The organism is Serratia marcescens, from assembly GCF_006715005.1.
In the GTDB taxonomy this organism is placed as follows: Bacteria; Pseudomonadota; Gammaproteobacteria; order Enterobacterales; family Enterobacteriaceae; genus Serratia; species Serratia montpellierensis.
This window is the reverse complement of record NZ_VFMJ01000001.1, coordinates 218,861-241,209: the sequence shown is the minus strand read 5'-3', so window position 1 is coordinate 241,209 and position 22,349 is coordinate 218,861. Positions and strand designations below refer to the sequence as shown.

26 protein-coding genes are annotated in these 22,349 nt (G+C 58.8%); 5 read left to right on the top strand and 21 right to left on the bottom strand.

The window, feature by feature from the left end:
- Positions 1 to 7: 7 nt before the first annotated feature.
- The 11 genes from FHU12_RS27070 to lysA all read right to left on the bottom strand — a co-directional run bounded on the left by FHU12_RS27070 (position 8) and on the right by lysA (position 8,964).
- Positions 8 to 385, bottom strand: a complete 378-nt coding sequence (locus FHU12_RS27070) for a hypothetical protein (RefSeq protein WP_185742263.1) — start codon at positions 383 to 385, stop codon at positions 8 to 10.
- A complete protein-coding gene (locus tag FHU12_RS01155) occupies positions 382 to 798 on the bottom strand; it encodes an EVE domain-containing protein (protein WP_141960082.1) in 417 nt (138 codons plus the stop codon). Before FHU12_RS01155 ends, FHU12_RS27070 begins: the two co-directional genes overlap by 4 nt.
- Entirely contained in the window at positions 795 to 1,262 is a 468-nt protein-coding gene (locus tag FHU12_RS01150; RefSeq protein WP_141960084.1) for an SRPBCC family protein, read from the bottom strand. Before FHU12_RS01150 ends, FHU12_RS01155 begins: the two co-directional genes overlap by 4 nt.
- The gene (locus FHU12_RS01145) at positions 1,249 to 1,902 is read right to left on the bottom strand and encodes a hypothetical protein (RefSeq protein ID WP_141966901.1); all 654 of its coding nucleotides are present in this window, start codon (positions 1,900 to 1,902) and stop codon (positions 1,249 to 1,251) included. Before FHU12_RS01145 ends, FHU12_RS01150 begins: the two co-directional genes overlap by 14 nt.
- Complete coding sequence (locus FHU12_RS01140; protein WP_141966899.1) at positions 1,895 to 3,043, bottom strand: beta-ketoacyl-[acyl-carrier-protein] synthase family protein; 1,149 nt, start codon at positions 3,041 to 3,043, stop codon at positions 1,895 to 1,897. Before FHU12_RS01140 ends, FHU12_RS01145 begins: the two co-directional genes overlap by 8 nt.
- A complete protein-coding gene (locus FHU12_RS01135) occupies positions 3,040 to 3,777 on the bottom strand; it encodes a cyclase family protein (RefSeq protein WP_141960090.1) in 738 nt (245 codons plus the stop codon). Before FHU12_RS01135 ends, FHU12_RS01140 begins: the two co-directional genes overlap by 4 nt.
- The gene (locus FHU12_RS01130; protein ID WP_141966897.1) at positions 3,774 to 4,700 is read right to left on the bottom strand and encodes a hypothetical protein; all 927 of its coding nucleotides are present in this window, start codon (positions 4,698 to 4,700) and stop codon (positions 3,774 to 3,776) included. Before FHU12_RS01130 ends, FHU12_RS01135 begins: the two co-directional genes overlap by 4 nt.
- Positions 4,685 to 5,125 carry a hypothetical protein gene (locus FHU12_RS01125; RefSeq protein WP_141966895.1) on the bottom strand — a complete coding sequence of 147 codons (441 nt, stop codon included), beginning with the start codon at positions 5,123 to 5,125 and terminating at the stop codon, positions 4,685 to 4,687. Before FHU12_RS01125 ends, FHU12_RS01130 begins: the two co-directional genes overlap by 16 nt.
- The gene (locus FHU12_RS01120) at positions 5,118 to 5,843 is read right to left on the bottom strand and encodes an SRPBCC family protein (protein ID WP_141966893.1); all 726 of its coding nucleotides are present in this window, start codon (positions 5,841 to 5,843) and stop codon (positions 5,118 to 5,120) included. Before FHU12_RS01120 ends, FHU12_RS01125 begins: the two co-directional genes overlap by 8 nt.
- A 25-nt stretch (positions 5,844 to 5,868) precedes the next feature.
- Positions 5,869 to 7,269 carry a coproporphyrinogen-III oxidase family protein gene (locus tag FHU12_RS01115; protein WP_141960098.1) on the bottom strand — a complete coding sequence of 467 codons (1,401 nt, stop codon included), beginning with the start codon at positions 7,267 to 7,269 and terminating at the stop codon, positions 5,869 to 5,871.
- A gap of 432 nt (positions 7,270 to 7,701) precedes the next feature.
- A complete protein-coding gene (gene lysA, locus FHU12_RS01110) occupies positions 7,702 to 8,964 on the bottom strand; it encodes a diaminopimelate decarboxylase (RefSeq protein WP_141966891.1) in 1,263 nt (420 codons plus the stop codon).
- A gap of 133 nt (positions 8,965 to 9,097) precedes the next feature.
- Here lysA and FHU12_RS01105 point away from each other — a divergent pair, with 133 nt between their 5' ends.
- Positions 9,098 to 10,021 carry a LysR family transcriptional regulator gene (locus tag FHU12_RS01105; protein WP_141966889.1) on the top strand — a complete coding sequence of 308 codons (924 nt, stop codon included), beginning with the start codon at positions 9,098 to 9,100 and terminating at the stop codon, positions 10,019 to 10,021.
- Between the two features lie 27 nt (positions 10,022 to 10,048).
- Here the strand turns inward: FHU12_RS01105 and FHU12_RS01100 are convergent, their stop codons facing one another.
- Positions 10,049 to 10,957 (bottom strand): LysR family transcriptional regulator, encoded by a 909-nt coding sequence (locus FHU12_RS01100; RefSeq protein ID WP_141966887.1) that lies wholly within the window; start codon positions 10,955 to 10,957, stop codon positions 10,049 to 10,051.
- A gap of 108 nt (positions 10,958 to 11,065) precedes the next feature.
- Here FHU12_RS01100 and FHU12_RS01095 point away from each other — a divergent pair, with 108 nt between their 5' ends.
- Together FHU12_RS01095 and FHU12_RS01090 are read left to right on the top strand one after the other, a co-directional pair.
- On the top strand, positions 11,066 to 11,950 hold the full coding sequence (locus tag FHU12_RS01095) for an MBL fold metallo-hydrolase (protein WP_041036524.1): 885 nt from the start codon (positions 11,066 to 11,068) through the stop codon (positions 11,948 to 11,950).
- A gap of 68 nt (positions 11,951 to 12,018) precedes the next feature.
- A complete protein-coding gene (locus tag FHU12_RS01090; RefSeq protein WP_141966885.1) occupies positions 12,019 to 12,666 on the top strand; it encodes a DsbA family protein in 648 nt (215 codons plus the stop codon).
- Between the two features lie 27 nt (positions 12,667 to 12,693).
- On the opposite strand, the gene FHU12_RS01085 is transcribed toward FHU12_RS01090, so the two are convergent.
- Positions 12,694 to 13,401 carry a tetratricopeptide repeat protein gene (locus FHU12_RS01085; protein ID WP_141966883.1) on the bottom strand — a complete coding sequence of 236 codons (708 nt, stop codon included), beginning with the start codon at positions 13,399 to 13,401 and terminating at the stop codon, positions 12,694 to 12,696.
- A gap of 205 nt (positions 13,402 to 13,606) precedes the next feature.
- Here FHU12_RS01085 and FHU12_RS01080 point away from each other — a divergent pair, with 205 nt between their 5' ends.
- Positions 13,607 to 15,334, top strand: coding sequence for an ABC transporter ATP-binding protein/permease (locus FHU12_RS01080; protein WP_141966881.1), 1,728 nt, complete (start codon positions 13,607 to 13,609; stop codon positions 15,332 to 15,334).
- Positions 15,335 to 15,370: 36 nt separating this feature from the next.
- Here the strand turns inward: FHU12_RS01080 and agaF are convergent, their stop codons facing one another.
- Genes agaF through agaR form a run of 6 tightly spaced genes read right to left on the bottom strand, consistent with a single transcriptional unit; the run spans position 15,371 to position 20,051 of the window.
- Positions 15,371 to 15,805: a PTS galactosamine/N-acetylgalactosamine transporter subunit IIA gene (gene agaF, locus FHU12_RS01075; protein WP_141966879.1), complete on the bottom strand. Its 435-nt coding sequence runs from the start codon at positions 15,803 to 15,805 to the stop codon at positions 15,371 to 15,373.
- A gap of 10 nt (positions 15,806 to 15,815) precedes the next feature.
- Positions 15,816 to 16,709: a PTS system mannose/fructose/sorbose family transporter subunit IID gene (locus FHU12_RS01070; RefSeq protein ID WP_025304087.1), complete on the bottom strand. Its 894-nt coding sequence runs from the start codon at positions 16,707 to 16,709 to the stop codon at positions 15,816 to 15,818.
- A complete protein-coding gene (gene agaW / locus FHU12_RS01065) occupies positions 16,699 to 17,478 on the bottom strand; it encodes a PTS N-acetylgalactosamine transporter subunit IIC (protein ID WP_141966877.1) in 780 nt (259 codons plus the stop codon). Before agaW ends, FHU12_RS01070 begins: the two co-directional genes overlap by 11 nt.
- A gap of 14 nt (positions 17,479 to 17,492) precedes the next feature.
- The gene (gene agaV / locus FHU12_RS01060; protein ID WP_019455696.1) at positions 17,493 to 17,969 is read right to left on the bottom strand and encodes a PTS N-acetylgalactosamine transporter subunit IIB; all 477 of its coding nucleotides are present in this window, start codon (positions 17,967 to 17,969) and stop codon (positions 17,493 to 17,495) included.
- A 1-nt stretch (position 17,970) separates the two neighbouring features.
- A complete protein-coding gene (locus tag FHU12_RS01055) occupies positions 17,971 to 19,254 on the bottom strand; it encodes a D-tagatose-bisphosphate aldolase, class II, non-catalytic subunit (RefSeq protein WP_141966875.1) in 1,284 nt (427 codons plus the stop codon).
- Positions 19,255 to 19,277: 23 nt separating this feature from the next.
- Positions 19,278 to 20,051, bottom strand: coding sequence for a transcriptional repressor AgaR (gene agaR, locus FHU12_RS01050; protein WP_004931804.1), 774 nt, complete (start codon positions 20,049 to 20,051; stop codon positions 19,278 to 19,280).
- 504 nt (positions 20,052 to 20,555) lie between these two features.
- Here agaR and FHU12_RS01045 point away from each other — a divergent pair.
- Positions 20,556 to 21,776, top strand: a complete 1,221-nt coding sequence (locus FHU12_RS01045) for a CynX/NimT family MFS transporter (protein WP_141966873.1) — start codon at positions 20,556 to 20,558, stop codon at positions 21,774 to 21,776.
- Here FHU12_RS01045 and FHU12_RS27065 read toward each other — a convergent pair.
- Together FHU12_RS27065 and FHU12_RS01040 are read right to left on the bottom strand one after the other, a co-directional pair.
- A complete protein-coding gene (locus FHU12_RS27065; RefSeq protein WP_185742262.1) occupies positions 21,773 to 21,934 on the bottom strand; it encodes a YciX family protein in 162 nt (53 codons plus the stop codon). The genes FHU12_RS01045 and FHU12_RS27065 overlap by 4 nt on opposite strands.
- Before the next feature lie 24 nt (positions 21,935 to 21,958).
- A complete protein-coding gene (locus tag FHU12_RS01040; protein WP_049288145.1) occupies positions 21,959 to 22,072 on the bottom strand; it encodes a YmiA family putative membrane protein in 114 nt (37 codons plus the stop codon).
- Positions 22,073 to 22,349: the final 277 nt, after the last annotated feature.

Here is a 22,349-nt window from a genome sequence, read left to right as displayed (position 1 = left end):
GACGTTCTCACTTCATAAAGGTTGCACACACAAAATCAGCCAGGCGCTCCCGCAAGACCGTGACCAGTTCAGGCCGATAAACGCGGCGATAGCACACGCACAACCCGCTTTCGCGCTCATATTCCCAAACGCCGGATTGCAGCAGCACGCCTTTACTGTCGCGCGCACCGATGAAAATGCGATCGCCACGCCGCCGACGGGTAATGGTCAGGCGATCAATGCCGTCCAGTCCGGCCAACTCCAGCAGCACTTTGTGAGCGGAGAGGGGATGCCAGGCGATGGTTTTTGACCAAGCACGTACTAAAGCCGGCCACTCCAGACGGCGAAAAAAATCCTCCCGAGTGAGCTGATCGAACACCACAACGATGGATGAAGAAGCCGTCATTTGTCCCCCTGCATCGCCTTTCTCAGCAAGGCGGCATCATGAGGGCCGATCTCGAAAAATCCGCGACGCGCCAACATTCCCCAGTGAGAATCTGCGGTGAATTCCAGTCCCGCGACCTCTTTCAGCACCACTGGCTGAAAGTGTCTATTGAAAACAACGTCTTTACGGTGTGGGGTGAAACCGGGAAACTGTTCCACCTGATACACGTCGTCGTTTTGGAAAACACAGTGAAACTCGACGGTTTTCAACACATCCCCGCCCCCCATCTCGCTGCGGGGGCAATAAATAAACACCTCGTCGCCGGAGCGGGTTTTCCGCAGCGGCCCGGCCTTGCCATGGCAGACTTGCAGAAATCCCGACTCAGCGGCAATACGAGCGTGAGCCTGCGATATAACGGCAATCCAATGTTTCATGCCAGCGGCTCCTCCTGGACGGCGAAAGCAGCGAGACGCTGCACGCTGTCAATGACATCGGCGCGCAATTTTTGCAACAGGGGTGGCGGCAATGCGCTCCCGTTCTCCCCCGGAATAGCGCAGATTGAATGGAGCAACTGAACGCTTTGCCGATCCTCACTCAGGGTCAGCGTATGGCCGAAAGAGAGCAATCCCATCGGGCTATTGGCCGTCGTAGTGAAATGCGAACCCTCAACCAATGCGGTCACATTAACCGCGATCGCGCCAGGGCCCCCGTTCGGTAGCACCGCGAAGCGCTTTCCTAAAACCAGGCCATTCTCCGCCGCATCAGTCCCCCGCAATGAAGCATCCCAGCGGTGCCAATTCGCCAATTCGTTCCAGGCGGCCCACACATGGGGGGCTGCGGTTACGGGAATTTCGACGGAGTGGTTGAAAATGAATGCGTTGCCGTTAGCGGTTGTCATGATGATAAAGCTCCTGATGAGTGGTTAAGGCCGCGACAATCGCGGTTTCACTGTCTTGGGAAGAGAAAATGCTGAACGCGCCGAAAACGGCCGGTTTGCCCTGGACAATGTCATGACGACCGACTTTTTCAGGTATCGCTTCAAAAGTCCCCACCACGACCGCTCCGATCTTGTTGTTCTGCAAGTCACGCAGGAACAGACCATCAATCGCGGCGGCCTGCATATCGATGTCTTTAGTCGCCAACGTGAGTGCTTCGGCGCGATTGCCATGTTCTATCGTCAGATACCCCTGCAGGCTCGCGGGGAACCACGCGGTGGCGACATAGCTGTTAACGCTTTCCAGCGTGACGGCTACGTCGTCGCACATCATGTCGGCCACATAGTCCCAATTGGCGTAGCGGTTGAGGATCAACAGCGGCGTCTCTTTCGGATCGGCATCCAACCTAGCCAAACGCTGGTCAAGGCGATAGTGTTGCCAAACCCCGCCGGCCATGCGCGTCGCGGCGGGCAGCTTACCCCGCTGCCGTCGAGGGATCAGGGCCTCGAAATCCTTTCGCGCAACATGCGTTACCGTTCCAGTGGCGCTCTCGCTCAGTTCGACAACATCGTGATGCAGCACACAGCTAAAAGTCTCAGACATTGCCGTTCTCCATAATCATTGCGGCGTGAATACCCGAAAAGCCGCTGGCCGTTTTCAGCAGCGAGGCCATCGGGGCGGAAACCGCCTGCTCACGCGGAGGAACGGCTTCGTAGGCATCAACCGGCAGCGATTCCGCCGTGGGAGGCAATAGGCCGGTGGTCATCATCTTCCAGGCCAAAGCGATCTCGATCATATTGGCGCCACCTAACGCATGGCCATGATTCCCTTTAAAAGCGGTGATCGGCGGCAGATTTGGGCCAATGACATCGACAAGGGCTTGGTATTCAGCCTGATCGTTTTGCTGGGTTCCTGAAGCGTGCAGATTCACATGGTCGAGCGCCGCGCCCGTGATGTCGGCGTCCCATATCGCCCGTTCAATGCTCTGACGAATGGAACTGCCGTCGGTTGCAATATCGGTCATATGGTATGCGCTTGATACGCAGCCATAGCCGGCAATATGCGGTACAGACGGCGTCGGTTCCTCTGTCGTCACCAAGATCGCGCCGCCGCCATCGGCAAATAAAAAACCGTCCCTGTCATGGCAGAATGGGCGTGACGGGCTACCCGACATGGCGGAGTCATAAGTGCGCGTCGCATTGATTTTGTTGAACGCCTCCAGTGCCAGTGGCGTCAAGCCGAAATCCAGTGACATGATGAGGGCCCGCTTCAGACCAAGACGAGGCATGGTGGTTTTCGCCAAGCCGATCGCCTGCAATCCCGCGCAGCATCCGGTAGGAACGCAGACGAACTTTGTCCCGGCACCATAGGCTGCCGTTTCCGCAAATACCGTCTCCATCGAGGAAAAATCCAACTGCTCAAGAGAAACCGGCCGGTCGGCGTAAATATCGTTTTCCACCTCAGCCAGATTGCCAACTGCGCTGGCGAAGAAGATGGCATCAACAGGCGCTTCAATTTCCAGTTGCTCGACGAGGCGGCGGATCGCCTCTTTAAACAACGAAGCGTAGGCGACGATGTCAGAACCACTGCCTGGCACCGTTTCGGCGACAAAAAAATCGCGCCGGCCGGGCAAGCGCGCATGGCCGTAGGCGACGGTACCTTGCAAGATCTGCCGCCAAATCTCATTTAAACTGCCGCCGAGCGGGCTTAGCGCGGCCGCATTGGTGATGTACAGCTTGCTCATTCTATGATCCTTGCAACGGCGCGCGCCCAAGCGGCGCCGCAGTGCAGTTTGATGGGTAATGCGATAAATTCGACCAACCGGGCCGCCTCAAAATCCTTGAGGTTTGCCAGCCGCTCAATCTGGAAATACGGACGTTGACGGCCCAGCACATGCGCAGGCCATAAGACCGAACGATCCCGAGTCGCGACAAATTCGCGCGACATCACCGCGAAAGGGGGATCGAGACTGAACGCATCGGTGCCAATCAGGGTGTATCCCCGATCCAATGCCGCCTCGACATAGGGGGCCGGCACACCTTTGAACTCGGTGAAATAACTTGATTCGCCATAGCGTTCGTAAGCGCCGGTAATGAAAAAGACCGCACGCGCCTGCCCTGCGTACCGGTCGAGACGCGCCAGATACTCTCGCCAGTCGAGCTCAACTTCATGCCCCGAAGAGATGCGATCGGTGAAAATAACGGCCTGGCCCATAAAGTTATCAATATCTGCCGCCGCGATGTCGAAGCCATCTGGCGAGTAATGCAGTGGCGCATCAATATGCGTGCCCTGATGGGTCGAAAGCGTGACGATCTCATTAGAAATACCGTAGCCATCCGGCCAATCTTCCGGTGTGATGTCGAAGCCACGGCACAGATGAGCTACGCCGGCAACGTGATCCAACGTATCAACCTGAATCGAGATAGGTTCACCGTTACCGGGATAGAGCGCCGTGGAAATACAGGTGAAAGGTTTCATGAAAACAGCTCCTGCGGTAAATGCGGATCGACTTCTTCATTCGGGGTACGGCGCAGCGCAGCCTCCGGCAGCGACTCGCCGCCGGCCAAAGCCATAATCTGCGAAAGCGCTTTCAACACGCCATATTCAGTCAACGGACACGGGGTTGCGCCGGCGTCGCCCAACGGGGTGACATGCGGAATGCGGCAATGCATGGCGAGTGGTTGCGGAACAGCAGCGCCGCTAAACAGCACGGCCTCAGGTGACACCCTTGCGCCTTCTTGCTGTTCTAACGCCGCATGCAGTTCGTCATCGGACAGCAAGTCATCCGGGAAACAAGAGCACCCCAACGATACACGCCCTCTACCCACCGGCACCCGAAAGAAAGTGCGCCTGTTGCCACCAGGCGCCGTTTCCGCCCAAAACCTCATGACGCCGTCATGACCTTTAGGTGAGACAGAAACGACGAGATAACGGCAAGCCGTGCGCGCGGAATGAACCACCTGATGCTGATAAGCTGGATCGTTTTTCACCGCTCTGGCTCCGCGACAATCGAAGACCCGGTCAAACCCCTGCAATTCGGCGATCTCACCGACCTCTCCGGTTATCCGGCGCGCCACCGATGCGCCATCAAGCAGTAACCTCGCCAATCGCGTTTTGTCGTAAACCAAGAAATCCTCGGTAGAGGCCAACCGAACTGTGCGCACGCGGGCTCCCTTACGCCAACTCACCTCGGTGAGAGACGGTGCCATTGCGGCAACCCATTCATCTTCCCCGCGTTCCCCCAGCGCGCTGAAAAATGGCCGACGCGGCACAATTTCAGGCATGCCGCTCGCGTGAGGGGTTCCCGGCTGAATCAACGTCGTTTCGCCCAAAGGGGCGAGCAAGCGCGCGGCCATGCCGGCAGTCACCCCGCCGCCTACAATTGCTATTCGCTGTCGCATGACGGGCGCTCCATCAATTTGCCGACATTTTCCCGCAGCAAACCAAACATCTTGCGCGCCATCGTGGGGGTATACGCCGCTTCATCTATCAGCATGCGCCGGCAGACAAACAAAATCCCCGGGTGCTCCGCTTCCGTCCACCAATCGGCCGACAGCGCCTGAATACCCGGTGGTGGAATGAGGTGAATCACGGATATCCGAGAATCCGTACGTGTTCGTTCCACCTCGACCCGGTCCGCCTCAGGTCTGTCAGCATCGAAATGCAGGATAAAGCGCTGCCTGACAGCGCTTTCTTCAATCCGTTGAATGCCGCAAACCCGTTCCAGGCTGCCGAGCCAATGATCCAGCGACCAGATGAGCGCCAGCGGTTCAACGCCGTGCCGCACCCGCTGTTTGGTCAGCAGATTGAGACAAAGCTCAGACATTGCACTCACCGTTGCCAAGGCGCGCCCACGTGCTCAGCGCGGCATGAATGTGCTTTCTAATCAAAATAATGGCTTCATCCGCCTGAATATCGTCATGCAGTGAGAAACCGTGATAACTGATTAAACGGGTACGTCCATCGGCAAGTGGTTGGAAGCGCCAGCCGCCCTTGTGGCTGCGGAATCCTTTGGGCGGCAACGGTTGGGAAAAATCGATGATTCGATGCTCGTCATTGACATAACGCCAGGACTTAACAAAGTAATCTTGTTTAGTGCCCAGCTCCTCAATATGCATAATGAAACTTTGCAGCCGCCCATCATCCATATCTTCTTCAATTTTAGTGACGTGCGCCAACATCTCCGGCCACTTCCGATAATCCCGAATATAAGAAAAAACCGTCTCTATATCCTGGGATATAATCGTGCTGCCTTGCAATACGAATGGAACATCGGTATGCAGCCAGCGATCCCGATGTTCGGCAAGGTAGTTAACCAAGTCGGCAAGCGTTGTGACATTATCCTCATCCAACGGAGCCGCGGAAAGCCCTAACGAAGAAACAATCTCCACCAGGGTCATTAACTCTTGGCTATCCAAACCAAGCCCCTGACGAATATCCTGTTCCATTTCCACACTGTCATTATTAGAGTCTATAACGCCTAATTCAAATAATGTATTAGTAACGTCCAAAGCGGCACGCCGAACACCACAATCATGCAACATGATAAGTTAATCCCTGAGCAGTTAATTATATTTTGTCTAACCAGAAACTTTTCTTTGCAGCACTAATATCGATCATGTGATTATTCATAGCCCAAGAGCTTTGCTGTTGCCTCAAGGCCTGAGAGTTTTCCCACATGCTATCGTCGAAGAATTCCAACATGATATTTTGCAACCATGACTTCCCTTTTAGCGTAAGCAAGAGCTCCGCCCCATTATCCTGCATGAAGCCATCCAGAATAAGGCCGTTAATAATCGCGTTGAAATCCTCCCGGCATTCCGTTCCCCACGCCTTGCGGTAATGCGCCTTATCAATTCGATAGTACAGCAGATTGAAAATCATATAACGCTGACGACTTAGCTGTGGCGTAAGCTGAATGCTGGCAGTAGTGAAGGTGCTGTCCCCATTCTGCACGGCGTCGATATAGCGATCCACGCTCTTCGAAATCCCAGTACGCCGCTGGTTTATAAAGCTGTATGCCCCTGGGCCGATTCCCAACGCGTCGACACACTCCTTCATCGTCCAGTGATTGTATTTGGATTCAAAACCCGGCAGCGCGTAGTGTTCGTGCATGTAGTTGCGCATACCCGCCTCCGCGGCGAACTGGCCGATCATCGCTTGCATATCCTTGACCAACACGCTTTCCGCATCGGCGACAGGCGCCACCTTGCCGGCTTTAATCAACGCTTCTTGCCGCGTGCCCGGAGTAATGCGATACAAATAGGTCGTCAGATGTTTAATACCCAATTCATGGAGTACTTTAAAATCTTTTTCCCAATGCGCTAGCGTATGCCCCGGCATGTTATACATCATATCGAGTTGGATATGTTCTAATCCGGCATCTTGCAACATGCGGATGGAGTCAATCGTCTGCTGCGCTTTATGCGGTGAACCGACGGTGCGTAATACTTCAGGTTGGAAAGATTGAGCCCCCAGAGAAATCCGATTAATAATCGAATCAGCAATATAAACCGCTTTCTCTTTGGTGAAATCCTTAGCATTCCCTTCCAGGGTAATTTCACAGTCCTTCGCCAAATTAAAGTATCGAGTTAACGTTGTGAGAATTTTATCGAGATGGGTAATTTCCAACAGAGAACCAGTTCCGCCTCCGATGTATACCCCTCTCAACCGCGCATTGCCCCAGCGACGTGTTGCGGCATGGCGCTTCAAATCCAGAACCAAAGCGTCAACATAGCGGTCCAATAAATCTTGCGACTTTCCTTTATTCATCGGCAGCAGGTCAACAAAGTATGGGCACGCTTTACAACACACTCGGCAATAAGGGACTGAAAGATACATAACAAAATCAGTCCCATCGCTTTCAAGCGACAGCGATTTAATAAGATTATTCTCAGACTCGCCATCTGAGACATCATACATATCGGGTGGGTACAGAATGAATGGCATATAGCAGCGATTTTTGTACATTGCTCTTACTCCATATTGTTTTAGGCTAACTTTTTTGTGGTATGAAGAATATATCCGCCAAAACAAAAATCAAGTAAATTCTTTTACCATTTCGATACCAATTTAACGTTTTATTAATCTCATCACTCAACAAAAACCAAGGAGTTCGAAAAACAAACAGATTGATTGCATTTGTTAATGATAAAAAAACATAAAGAAAGCCAAAGTTTAATCGGTATGAAATAATTAACCAATGCTTAACGAAGCATTGGTTAATATATAGATAGCGAAATATATTTATCTATGCCAAGAAGGCGTCGATGAAGAGAGATAACTCTATGATGAAACCTGGCAATCCCGTAGGCGACACGCTGTCGCTAAAGGTGCAATTACCTAACCGACCAGCACCGCCGCATGACGTTGTAAAGCGGGCGCAGCACGCCCGCCCGATTCTCAGATAAGCTCCAGCGCGATCAGTTCTTCGATGGTTTGGCGGCGGCGGATCAGGCGAGGTTCGCCGTTTTCGAACAGCACCTCCGGCAACAGCGGACGGCTGTTGTAGTTGGAGGACATCGACGCGCCGTAGGCGCCGGTGTCGTGGAACACCAGATAATCGCCGATCTGGACCGGCGGCAGTTCGCGGGTTTCCACGCCGCCGCCCGCCTGCTGGGTGAACACGTCGCCGGATTCACACAGCGGCCCGGCGATCACCGTTTCGCGCAGCGCTTGCCCCGAAGTATCTCGCCCATCGGCCGGCAACAGCGAAATATGATGATAGCTGCCATACATTGCCGGACGCATCAGATCGTTAAAACCGGCATCCACCAGCACAAAGTGGCGGCTGCCCATGTCTTTTACCGCTCGCACCTCGGCCACCAAGACGCCCGCTTCCGCCATCAGGAAACGCCCGGGTTCGATCTCCAGCTGTACCGGATGCCCCAGATGCGCGGCGATGCGTTCACGCGCCCGGTTCCACAAACCGAAATAGTGTTCGGTATCGATCGCCTCTTCGCCGTACTGATAGGGAATAGACAGGCCACCGCCGGCGGAAATGGCGCTGATGTCATGACCGAGATCGATCACCTGCTGCACCATCGCATCGCAGACCCGCTCCAGATGCTGATAATCGACGCCGGAACCGATATGCATGTGTACGCCGATCAGTTTTAGGCCGTAGCGGCGGATCTTCTCCACCGCCTGCGGCAGGTCGGCATACCAGATGCCGTGCTTGCTGTTCTCGCCGCCGGTGTTGGTTTTCTGGCTGTGGCCGTGGCCAAACCCCGGGTTAATGCGCAGCCACACCGGATGCCCTGCGGAAACCTGGCCGAGCTGATCCAGCATGTCGATGGAACCGGCGTTGACCGGGATTTTCAATTCGCTGACGCGCGCCAGCGTGGCGTGATCCAACACGTCTGCCGTAAACACGATCTCACTCGGTTCGCCGCCCGGTTGAAAACCGGCCTGCAGCGCCCGTTCGATCTCGCCCAGCGACACCGAATCCACCTTCACGCCCTGCTCGCGCATCAAGCGCAAAATATGAATATTCGAACAGGCCTTCTGTGCGAAACGGATAGTGTCGAAGTGGCGCAGTTGAGCGATGCGCTGGCTGATGATGTTCGCATCATAGGCCCAGACCGGGCAACCGAAACGCTGCGGCAAGGCCAGCAGGTTAGCGGCATTCAACGCGGTGGAGGTGTCGTGCAACGAGCGAGGCATGGCGATATTCCCAATTCGAAAATGACGGCAGATAGAGCCATAGTGCCGTACGCTAAATCGGGTGGAAAATATCTATTTAGCCGTAGTCTATTCATTTATGATATGGCTTTCTTTCCAGTCGAGCAGCCTTGCCATGCACAGCATCTCTTTGCGGCAGATCGAAATCTTTCGGGCGGTGATGACCACCGGCAACCTGACCGAGGCGGCAGCCCTGCTGCAAACCTCGCAACCGACCGTCAGCCGTGAGCTGGCGCGCTTTGAGAAGCTGATCCGGCTGCAGCTGTTCGACCGGGTGCGCGGTCGCTTGTCCCCCACGGTGCAAGGCCTGCGGTTGTTCGAAGAGGTGCAGCGTTCCTATTACGGCCTCGATCGCATCGTCAACGCCGCCGCCGGTATCCGCCAGTTTCAGCAGGCGCAGCTGTCGATCGTGTGCCTGCCGGTATTTTCCCAATCGCTGCTGCCGGCGGTGTGCCGGCCCTTTATCGAACGTTACCCGGAAGTCAGCTTCAGCGTCATCCCGCAAGAGTCGCCGCTGCTGGAAGAGTGGCTGTCTGCCCAGCGCCACGATCTCGGGCTGACGGAAACCACCCTGACGCCGGCGGGCACCGAGCGGGTGACGCTGATGACGTTGAACGAAGTGTGCGTGCTGCCGACGGGCCACCCGCTGCTGGTGAAAGATCGGCTGACGCCGCAGGACTTCGCCGGGCAGAACTTTATCAGCCTGTCGAGCACCGACAGCTATCGCCACCTGCTGGATGCGCTGTTCGGCGAACAGGGCGTCGAGCGCCGCATGGTGATAGAAACGCACAGCGCGGCGTCGGTGTGCGCCATGGTGAGAGCCGGCGTGGGGGTGTCGATCGTTAACCCGCTGACCGCGCTCGACTATGCCGGCAGCGGCGTACAGGTGCGGCCATTCAGCATCGACGTGCCGTTCACCGTCAGCCTTATCCGGCCGCTGCACCGCCCTTCGTCGGCGCTGGTGACGGCCTTTATCGACCATTTGCATCAACAGGCTGCACTCTTCTCCGCTCGCCTGGCCGCCGCCGTCAAGCGGTGAAAACGGCGTGGGAATGTTGCCGAAGCCTCAGCGCAGCGTCGCCTGCCACTGCGGATCGCTGGCGAACCACTCCACCAGAAAGTCCAGCATGGTGCGCAAGGTGGCGGGCATCTGGCGACGCGAGGTATAGATGCCGTAGATGCCCATCGACTGCGGCCGATAACCCGGCAGCAACTCAACCAGTTCGCCGCTGGCCAGCAGCGGCGCCGCCGAATAATAGGGTTGCATGGAAATGCCCGCCCCCTGCACCGTGCCGGCCATCAGCACCACCGACTCGTTGGCGCTCAGGTTGCCGCTGACCGCCACCGCCGATTTCACCCCCTGAGCGTCAAAGTGCCACAGGCTTTTGCCGAAATAGGAATAAGTCAGGCAGTTGTGCAACGCCAGATCCTGCGGCTGGCGCGGCGTGCCGTGCGCCGCCAGATACGCCGGCGCGGCACACACCACCGATGCGCAGGTGGACAGCGGCCGGGCGATAAGGTTGGGATCCAGCTCGTTGGTGATGCGCAGCGCCAGATCGATGCGCTCTTCCACCAGATTCACCGCCCGGTTGTTCATCTGCAGATCGACCGCCACCTGCGGGTGACGCTTCAGATACTGAGCGACGGCCCCCACCAGCGCCGTTTGCCCGAGCGACTGCGAACAGGTGATGCGCAGCAGGCCGCGCAGCTCGTCGCTCTGCCCTTCCTCCACCAGATCGATCTCCCCCGCCAGCGCCAGCATTTGTCGGCAGCGCGCCAAAGTACGCTCACCGGCGTCGGTCAGACTAAGCTTACGGGTAGTGCGATGCAGTAAACGTGCCCCGGCCCATTGCTCCATCTGCGCCAGATAGCGCGTCACCATCGCACGCGACATCTCCAGCGTTTCCGCGGCGGCGATCATGCTGCCGCGATCGACGATGGTGACAAAAACCTCAGCGGCGGTAATGCGATCCATTATTAGTCCGATTTATGCAACGAATAATTGCTTATTATCCGGTTTTTCTATCGCTTTATGCAACCTAACATCATTACAACATTAACTGATACCTAAGGACCTCTGCCCATGTTTAAAAAATCACTGTTAACTCTGGCCTTCACCGGCGTCGCCACTCTGAGCACCTACGCCACCGCAGCCGACACTCTGACCATGGAGGTGTATAACCCGGGCGAGAAAAGCGTGTTCCCGGTGTCTTCCGAAATCATCAGCGGCAAACACGAAGTGGCACTGATCGACGCTCAGTTCCAGCGTAACGATGCTGAAGAGTTGGTGAAAAAGATCAAGGCGACCGGCAAGAAGCTGACCACCGTTTATATCAGCCACTCAGACCCGGATTTCTATTTCGGTCTGGACGTGATCAAGGCGGCCTTCCCGGAGGCGAAAATCATCGCTTCGCCTGGCACCATCAAAGACATCAATGCGACCAAAGACGGTAAAGTTGCCTACTGGGGCCCGATCCTGAAAGACAACGCGCCGAAAACCGTGATCGTGCCGCAGCCGCTGCAGGGCGACAGCTTCACCATCGACGGCCAGAAAGTGGAAGTGAAAGGCCTGAACGGCCCGACCCCGGATCGCACCTTCGTATGGATCCCGGCGCTGAAAGCGGTCGTGGGCGGTGTCGCGGTCGCCGGTGACAACATCCATCCGTGGATCGCCGACAACCAGAGCGTAGAATCGCGCCAGCACTGGCAGCAGACGCTGAAAAACATCGAAGCACTGAAGCCACAGGTCGTCGTGCCGGGCCACTTCCTGCCGGGCGCAGCGCAAACGCTGGCATCGGTGCACTTTACCCAAAAATACCTGACCACGCTGGAAGCCGAGCTGCCGAAAGCCAAGGATTCCGCCGCGCTGATTGAAGCGATGAAAAAACACTACCCGACGCTGAAAGACGAGTCGAGCCTGGAACTGAGCGCGAAAGTGCTGAAAGGCGAGATGAAGTGGCCGCAATAAGCGCCCGTGCGTGATTGAACCAGCCCTGGCGCCGCGGTGAACTGCCGCGCGCCAAGCGAGGAGTAAAAATGACCGAAACCACTCTGCATTATATTTTCGATCCGCTGTGCGGCTGGTGCTACGGCGCCGCGCCGCTGGTGAAAGCGGCTCAGAGCCTCCCCGGGCTGAAGGTGGTGCCGCACGCCGGCGGCATGATGACCGGTAATAACCGCCGCCAAATCACCGACGAATGGCGCAACTACGTCATTCCGCACGACAAACGCATCGCCGAGATGACGGGCCAGCCTTTCGGCGAAGCCTATTTCAACGGACTGCTGCGCGACACCACGGCAGTGATGGATTCCGAGCCGCCGATCACCGCAATCCTGGCGGCGGAGAAACTGGCGGGACGCGGGCTGGACATGCTGCACCGCATTCAGCAGGCACACTATCAAGAAGGCCGGCGCATCGCCGACACGCCGGTGCTGGAAGCGTTGGCGAAAGAGCTGGGGTTGTCTTCGGCGGCGTTTATCGCCGAAATGCGCTTCAACAGCGGCGCGCCGACCGCGCAACACATCGCGGAAAGCCGGGCGCTGCTGGCCAAAGTGCAAGGCCAGGGGTTCCCGACCTTTGCGCTGCAGGACAGCGAAGGCCGCCTGCATCTGCTGCCGGCCGGCAACTATCTGGGTAACGTGGAAGCCTGGAAAAACCTGCTGGGCGCCGCCGCGCTGGCGTAACCCCCTCGCCCCGGCTGCCGGGGCGGGTCATTCGACCCGCACGAACCGCCCTTCCGCCCGCACGTTGTGACCGAACCCACAATCCCCCCGCGTGTGCATCTCCAGCGCTTGCTCGCCAAACTCCAGCGTGACGTCGCAGACCTGCGCGCTTTCCGAGTCATGCTGATGGTAGACGGCCTTGCCGTGCTCAATTGGCAGCTCGGCGGAGAAGTCGCCCATGTTCGGGCCGTAATACAGCCCCATCTGCGGCATGGCGTAGCCGGAGAAATCGATCAGCCAGCGCTCGCCCTGCGGCTTCACCACCACTTCGCTCCACACGCCGCGCCCGGCGTATTGCCAGTACACGCCGCCCGGCCCCTGCGGCTGTGGCCGCTGCGCCAGCCGTTGGCGCAACAGGCTCATGTTGTGCTGCGATTTGTCATCGTGCGGCGCCAGCGCCAGATAGGCCTGCGCCTTGAGCAATTCGCCGGCGTGCATCAACGACAGCGCCACGTTGTTGTAGGCCGTAGCGACGGCCTGTTCACTCAGGCCGCAAAACTCGCTCCAGGCCGCCTGATCGCGAAAGATGTCGGCAGCTTTGGCGTAATCCTGCCGCTGATAGGCCTTTTTTCCCAGTTCGGCGTAGCTCGCCACCTTTTGGCAGTCGGCGGCGATGTCCGGCTCGTCAATGTGCGCCCAGGCCCGGGCGCTGGCGAAGACGCCGCAGGTCAGCAACAGAGGAAACCAAGCCTTCATCGTTTATCCTTTCTGCAAAAATTCGGCGCCAGTATAACCGCCCGGCGGCGGAGTGTATGCCGCAATTGCGCCCAGCTGCACGCTGCCGGCAATTCAGCCGCTTTATTTCAAACGGTTAGCGGAGTTAAAACTGCTTACAGTCACGGTTTGTTTGTTACCGGCCCGCAGCCCATGCTGAACGAAATACCGCAATTATCGAGCCGTTATGAACGCAACCCCCTTGCAGAAACACGCCGTGTGGCAGCTGATCAAACCCTTTTGGGTGTCGGAGGAACGATGGCGCGCCTGGATGATGCTGATCGCCATCGTCATCCTGTCACTCGGCCTGGTCTATATCAGCGTGCTGATCAACCAGTGGAACCAGGTGTTCTACGATGCGTTGCAGAACAAAAATTACCCGGTATTCAAGGCGCAGCTGTGGCGTTTTACCTATCTGGCACTGATTTTCATCGTGCTGGCGGTCTACAAGATCTACCTCACCCAGGGGCTGCAGATGCGCTGGCGGCGCTGGATGACGGAAAAGTTCATGGGGAAATGGTTGGCGCACCAGGCGTATTATCACACCGAGCAGCAACAGATCGTCGATAACCCCGATCAGCGTATCGCGGAAGATCTCAACGTGCTGACCCAATATACCCTGTCGCTGTCGCTCGGGCTGCTCTCCAGCCTGGTGACGCTGTTTTCCTTTATCGACATTTTATGGCACGTCAGCGGGCCGATGACCTTCGCGCTCGGTCAGCACGCCATCACGCTGCCCGGCTATATGGTGTGGTTCGCGCTGCTGTATGCGGTGCTGGGATCGCTGCTGATCTGGTGGGTCGGCAAACCGCTGGTCATGCTGGGCTTCAACCAGGAACGATACGAGGCGAACTTCCGTTTCGGCCTGATCCGCATCCGCGAAAACAACGACGCCATCGCGCTGTACCACGGCGAACCGCGCGAGGCACAGCAGCTGGGCGACCGTTTTGACACCATTCGCAGCAACTGGTGGGCAATTATGCGCATCACCCGGCGGCTGAACATCGCCACCAACTTCTACAGCCAGTTCGCCATCGTGTTTCCCATGTTGGTGGCCGCGCCGCGCTATTTCTCCGGCGCCATTCAGATGGGTGGCCTGATGCAAATCTCCTCGGCCTTCGGTCAGGTGCAGGGGGCGCTGTCGTGGTTTATCGACGCCTTCAGCGATCTGGCGACCTGGAAAGCCTGCGTCAACCGTTTGGCCGGCTTCAACGCCGCCGTCGATCAGGTGCATCATCAGCCGCGCGGCATTCAGCTGCGGGAAGAGCCCGTCCATCCGTTAACGCTGGATAACCTCAGCCTGCACTTGCCCGACGGCCAACCGCTGCTGGCCGGCGCCGAGATGACGCTGCAACGCGGCGATCGCCTGCTGATCGTCGGCCCTTCCGGCTGCGGCAAGTCGACGCTGCTGCGGGCCATCGCCGGCATTTGGCCTTACGGCGCGGGCGCCATCGGGCTGCCGGCCAACGCCAATACCCTGTTCCTGCCGCAGCGCAGCTACATTCCGATCGGCACGCTGCGCGAGGCGTTGAGCTACCCGAGCCAGGCGACACAATACAGCGACGAGCAGCTGATGCGGGTGCTGGAAAACTGCCGGCTGAAACACCTGCAGCGCTGGCTGGATACCGCCGCCAACTGGAGCCACCGCCTGTCGCCGGGCGAGCAACAGCGGCTGGCGTTCGCCCGCGCCCTGTTGATTCGCCCGAGCATCCTGTTCCTCGACGAAGCCACCAGCGCGCTGGACGACGAAACCGAGCAACTGATGTACTGCCTGCTGGTGGATGAACTGCCGGACGTGACGCTGATCAGCGTGGCGCACCGCAACAGCGTGGCGAAGTACCACCAGACCTGCTGGCGCTTCAGCCGCAGCGAAGATCAACCGGCGCGCCTGGCACTGAGCCCGCTGCCGGTATAACCCGCAGAGCCGGGCGCTACCGCGCCCGGCGTTCGTTCAAATGCCGTCGGTCTGCACGTCTTCGCACTTCACTCGGCGGCGCTCATGCCACAGGCTGGTCAGGCCGCGTTTGCCGCACGCCAGCGCCACCTCGCGAAACTCATCCAGGCTCAACCCGTCGCGCTCCAGCATCATTTCCGCCGCCAGCTGCATATTGACGCCGGTGAGCACTTCGCAATCGCCCTGCTCATCCGCCAGTTCGCAGGCGCTGCGAAACGGCGAACCGCCGAGCATATCGGTCAGGAACACCACGCCGTCCGGCTGCATCACCGCCGCCAGCGCCGAGCGTAGGGCGTCCCTGAGCTGCGCGGTACTCATCTGTTCGGGGAAATCAACCGCCGTGCAGTACCGCTGCGGCCCCACCACCTGTTCCACCGCCTGCAACAGCCCGGTGGCAAAACCGCCGTGGCCGGTAATCACAATGCCTGGCATAGCTCGCTCCTCACAAAATGCCGATAAATTTGCCCACTACGCCAATCGCTACGGTGACGCCTATCAGCTTCACCGGTGAGAATCCGCGCTTCATCAGGAAGAAAATAAGCAGCGTGAAACACAGCGGCAATAAATTGGGCATCAACTTGTCCAGCACGTCGGTCTGCAGCGCCACGCTGGCCTTGCCGGCATGCATCACCAACGGCGTGGACAGGTGCACATACGAGGCCACCAGCGCGCCAATCACCGTCATGCCGACGATCGACGCGGCGTGAGAAATGCGCCGGGTGTGGGTCTTCAACAGCGCCAGCGCGCTGGTGCCGGCCTGATAGCCGTAGTGCGCCAGCCCAAAACGCAGGCCGAAGTGGAACAGGTTGAACAGCAGCAGGAAGACGATCGGCCCGAACAGGCTCCCTTCCAGCGCCAACGAAGCGCCTATCCCGGCGCAAATCGGCAGCAGCGTCAGCCAAAACAGCGCGTCGCCGATGCCGCCGAGCGGCCCCATCAGCGCCACTTTCACCGCGCGAATGGTGGAGATTTTCTCCTTGTTCTGCTCCATCGCCAGCACCAGACCGGACAGGAAGGTGACGTCGAACGGGTGCACGTTGATAAATTCCATATGCATCTTCATCGAGTTGGCCAGATCCTGCGGGTTGCGGTGGATCTTGCGCAGCCCGGGGATCAGCTGATACAGCCAGCCGCCGGCCTGCATGCGTTCATAGTTGAACGACGCCTGCAACAGCAGCGAACGCCAGGCCATGCGGTTGATGTCGCCGCGCGTCAGCGCTTCGGCGGGCTGGCTGTCCAGATAGTCGTCCTGCTCCACCTGGCTGGTGGCCAGCGCCTGCGCCATGCGTTGCTCGGCCTTTTGCGCCAGCAGATCGTCAGAATCGTTAAATGCCATCTTCGGCGTCCTCCTGCGGAACGGGCCGGGCCGTCGCCTCTGCCGCGCCGCGTTGCGTGTTGAAGAAGTCGATCAGGGCGATCGCCAGGGCACCCAGCGCCACCGCCAGGATCGGCAGCTTGAGGAACGTGACCGAGATGAAGCCAAGGATAAAATAGGCCACGTAGGTTTTTTTCATCATCACCTTCATCAGCAGCGAGAAGCCGATCGCCGGCATCATGCCGCCCGCCACCGCCAGCCCGTCCAGCAGCCAACCTGGCGCCTTTTGCACCATGGCGCTGGCCGCATCGGCGCCGAAGTAAATCGGCAGGAACGCCACCACGAAATAGAAGATGAACAGGATGCTGATGCCGAGGTAATTCACCCGTTCGATGCCGCGCCAGTTCAGCTCTTTCACCATGCGATCGCAGCGGTGCATCATCGGCGAGAACAGCGTAAACAGCAGCGTGATGCAACCCTGTACCGCAATCGAGAACGGTACCGCCACGCCGATCGCCACTTTAGGATCGGCCTTGGTCAGAATGGCGAAGGCGGTGCCGATCACCCCGCCAATCACCACGTTAGGCGGTTGGGCGCCCGCCAGCGGCACCATCCCCATCCACACCAGCTCCAGCGTGCCGCCCACCAGCAACCCGGTGTAAACGTCGCCCAAAATCAGCCCCACCAGCGGCCCCATCACCACCGGCCGGTGGAAGTGGGTCAGACCGTCGAACAGGTCAACCCCCGCCAGCCCGGCCAACAGCGCAATCAATAACGCATCCGTAAACATGCTTTCCCCCAGGCTCAAAAGAGCAGTTTGCCGATCGCCTCACCCGCTTCATCCGGCACCCGGCGCACTTCGCACTCCACGCCCAGCGCCGCCAGCGCGCGAAACGCGGCCACGTCGCCGTCGTCCAGCGACACCGTTTTGTGCACCTGCCGCTTCCCCTCGGCGAAGTGCATATTGCCGACGTTGACGAAACGGATCGGCACCCCGCCGCGCACCAGCGTCAACACGTCCTGCGGTGTTTTGCACACCAGAAAAATCTTCTGCCGATCCGCCGCCTTGTGGATCACGTCGATGGTTTTCTGCAGCGTGAAGTAGCGGGTCTGCACCCCTTCCGCCACCACCATGTCCATCAGGTTCTGCTGCACCGGATCGGCGGCGGCCTCATCGTTGGCCACCACCACCAGGTTGGCACCGAGGGTATTGGTCCAGGTCACCCCCACCTGGCCGTGCACCAGGCGATTGTCGATGCGGGTCATTAAAATGTTCGGCATGTCAGCGGCCCTCCGGGTAACAGGCGGCGTGGTAATCGTCGAGCACCTGCGTCACTTTATGCAGCACCCACTCCTGCGGATCGGCGCTCAATTCGCCGGCGTTCAGCGCCCGCGCCTGATCCGGCAGGTACTGGCTGAGCAGCGCCAGCGGCACCGGGCTGCGGCGCAGGTTGTCCAGCAAACCGTCGACCGCCTGCTGCACCTGCGGCTGCGGCCAGTAGTAACGCACCCGATCGCTCAGGCTGTAGTGGCGATCGAGATACTGCTGGTGCGGCGTGCCGTGGTAATAGCGGCTCCACTGCTGTGGCTGCTCGCGCATCACCTGCTCCAGCGTGGCGCACAGCTGCGCCGACTGGCGTTCCCCCAGCCATTCGCGTTCGATGCGATCGAGGGCGAACAGCGCTTCGCGCAGCGCGAAGGTCAGCGCCGGCCCCACCTTCAGGATGGCGAAATGATCGCGCACCAGCTGACGATAGGCCTGCGGCGGTTGGTAATCCGTAGAGTGCGCTTCATAGATCATGCCCGGCTGCCGTTCGATGAAATGGCTCAATGCGTCGGCACGCTGCGGCTGGTAATGCTCAACGCTGTGGTGATCGAACTCGACGCCCGGCTGCACCACCAGCGCAATGGTTCGCTGCCAGGCATCGTTCAGCTCGGCTTTTTGCCAAGCGATACGATGCGTTTCCAGCGTTTGCGCCACCGCCTGCGGCGTGGTGACCTGCAGACCCGCCAGCGCCTCCTGCGCGCCGCCCGGCACCGGCACTTCGGTGCCGATCACATAGACCGGCGCTTCGCCGCCGCTCTGCGCCCAGGCCCGCTCCGCCACCGCGCACAGGCGCGCCGCACGCTCGGCGACCGTGGCATCCCCCAGGGGCGAGGGATCGCCGGCGCACGACATGGAACAATCGAGGTGAATTTTGCGAAATCCGGCGCGAACGTAATCGTCGATCAAGGTTTCCGCCAGCGCCATCGCCTCCTGAGCCGGGCGATCTTGCCAGGCGTTGGGCCCCAGATGATCGCCGCCCAGCCACACGCGCTCGCGCGCCAGGCCAGCCTCATCCGCCAAGCGCCACAGCGCATCGCGGAACTGGGCCGCCGTTTGGCCGGTATAGCCGCCGAACTGATTGACCTGGTTGGACGTCGCCTCTACCAATACCGGCGTGCCGCGCGCTTTGGCCTGCCGCAGCGCGGCCTTCAGAACCCAGGGATGGGCGGAACAGACGGAAAAGATCCCGACCGGCATACCGGCCTTGTGCTGCTCGACAAGCTGTAACAACTGCTGCATGAAGCCCCCATGCAGGCGCCCTGCTACCGATCGGCGATGATGACCTCCACGCCCAGCTCAGTTAACGCCCGCTCGTAATCGTCCGGAAGACGGCTGTCGGTGATCAGCCGATGGATTTGTCCGGCTTCGCGAATCATGCAAAAGCTCTTGCGACCAAATTTGCTGGCATCTGCCACCGCGATAATCTCGCGCGCCACCTCGCACATCACGCGATTGAGGTGCGCCTCACCGGGGTGAGGCGTGGTGATGCCGGCGCTCAGATCGAACCCGTCGACACCCAAAAACAGCTTGTCGAAGCGGTACTGACGCAATTGCTGCTCGGCAGCCGGACCGTAGAGCGAGTAAGAGTTGCGGCGCACGCTGCCCCCCAGCACCATGACCTCCACCCCGTCGTTTCCCGAAAGCTCGTAGGCAATGTTCAGCGCATTGGTCATCACTACCAGATCGCGCCGCCCCTTCAGGAACGGCACAATCTGCGCGGTGGTGGAGCCGGAATCGAGGATCAGCGCATCGCCGTCGCGCACATAGCCGGCCGCCGCATTGGCGATCAGCGTTTTGACGTCGCGATTCAACCGCCCTTTGTCCCGCAGCGGCCGATCGAAAGCGAATTGCTGATTGAGCATTGCGCCGCCGTAAGCGCGCAGCGCACACCCTTTTCGTTCCAGAAAGCGCAGATCGTTGCGGATCGTCACCGTGGATACCGCAAACTGCTTACTGAGCTGTTCCACGCGCACGCTACCGTGCTCGCATAACAGATCGATAATGTGTTCACGTCGCTTTGCGGTATTCACTGGCATGAGCTGCGGTCCTCAGGTTTCCGGCAACGCCGGGGAGAAGATGGCTTTCGCTCTACTGCGCTGGCATTACAGCAAAGCGAAAGCAATGAAATTGTGATCGGGCTTACAGCCCCGTTTTAGCAAAAAAATCGCCAAAAAACCTTTCGAATCGAAACAAACCGAAAATCAAAAAAGCGGAAAGGGGGAAAAGTGAAACGCCATGACGGGCACGAGCGCCGGAGGGCAACTGCGCGGGCAGCGGGAGAAGTGAAAGTGGAGTGGGCCCCACCCTGTGCCATGACTTTTAGTTCGCTCAGTGACCAGGATCACATAATGGGAATTATCCGGCGGTCGGCGGGGGGGCCCCCCCCGCCAGCCTATCGGGCAATCCCCTTGTCAGCACGAGCCATCTTCCCTACACTTGCGATCAGATATCGACCACTTGTCGGTACGTAAGCGTTAACGTCAATCAACGCATCACGCCATGCAGCGCTGATTGACTGCATGCCCTGGTGCGAGGAACTCATGCCGCAACCCGCTTCATCCCCAACGTCCACCGCGACCCCGCGTCGCCGTTTACATCGCCCTGTCCTGCTGATCGTCGGCATTATGCTGATCGCGGCCAACCTGCGCGCCGCCCTGACCAGCGTCGGCCCACTGTTGGAACAAATCCAGCAACAGCTGGCGTTGTCCGCCACCGCCGCCGGCCTGATCAACTCGCTGCCGCTGATCTTGTTCGCCGTTCTCTCGCCATTGACTCCGGCGCTGGCGAAACGCATCGGCATCGAACGCACCCTGGGCCTCGCCCTCGCGCTGCTGGTCTGCGGTATCGTGCTACGTTCCCTGCCGCAAGACGCCATGCTCTGGCCGGGCAGCGTCCTGATCGGCGCCGCTATTGCCTTCGCCAACGTGGTGCTGCCAACGCTGGTGAAAAGAGATTTTCCGCATCGCGCCGCCGCGATGATCGCCGCCTATGCGGCGGTGATGTCACTGGTTGCCGCCATCGCCTCCGGCCTGGCGGTGCCGCTGGCTGCCCTGGCCGGCCTCGGCTGGCGGTTCTCTTTGCTGTGTTGGGGTTTGCCCGCCTTGCTGGCGCTGCTGGTGTGGCTGCCGCAGCTGCGGCGCTCAGCCACCCCCGCCACCAAAGAACCGCAGCCGACGGAGCAACAGCGCTACCGTTCTCCCTGGGGCAGCGCGCTGGGTTGGCAAGTGGCGATGTTCATGGGGCTACAATCGATCGCCTTCTACACCATCATCGGCTGGTTCAGCGCCTTTGCCGCCAGCCACGGCACTTCCGCCCAGCAGGCCGGATTCGAGCTGTTTGTTTATCAGGTGGTCGCGATCGTCGCCAACTTTGTCATGGTGGTGATTTTGCCGCGGGCGCGCGATCAGCGGGCAATAGCGCTGGGCAGTTCCCTGCTGATCTTCATCGGCGTCGGAGGATTATTGGTGCAACCCGCCAGTTCCCTGGTGTGGCTGACATTTGCCGGGTTGGGGGCGGGGAGTTCACTGGTGCTGGCACTGTCGTTCTTTGGTTTACGCAGTCAGCATCATCACCAGGCGACGCTGCTGTCGGGTATGGCGCAATCCGTCGGCTATTTGCTGGCAGCGCTGGGGCCCACGTTGTTCGGCCTGCTGCACGATCTGACGGATGGCTGGCGTTTGCCGCTTATCGTCCTGCTTTGCCTGACCATTCTGCAAATGCTGTTCGGCGCACTGGCCGGCCGCAGCCGCGTGATTCGCTAGCGCCGTTGGGCGATGGGCCGCACCGGCTCAGGCGCGCTATCCTGCCACAAGTCTTCAATAAAGGCGCGTTGCTCATCGCTCAACACCCACGAAGGCGGAATTTTGGACTGCGCACGACGCTGTGCGCCCTCACGGTTTTTAGCCTGCTTTTTGTTCACAAGTCGCCTTCCTGCTTAACCTACTTAATTCAGTAACCAATAAATCACGGCGGCGATGAGTAGCCAGAACAGCCCACTCCCGATAAATACGCACAGCCATGCTTTACGTTTGATATTTGATCCATCCTTGCTCACCACAGCGCCCTCAACCAATAGATTAAACCATTCAAATTGAGATTATCGATCTATTTTAACGATCGATAAAGTCGTTTTTTCCTATGGCATTTTAAAAAACTGCTGCTACCCATAGACCTGCACTGCGGCCTCAGTAAGGACGGTACCGTGGATACCCTTGTTATCGGCAGCCGACAACGTGTATTGATAGGCGAACGAATGTGCAGTGTGCCACACCTTGCATGGTCAAAATTAAACCACTGGTAAATAATTCAACAGTCAATTATTTGACTGGTCATAA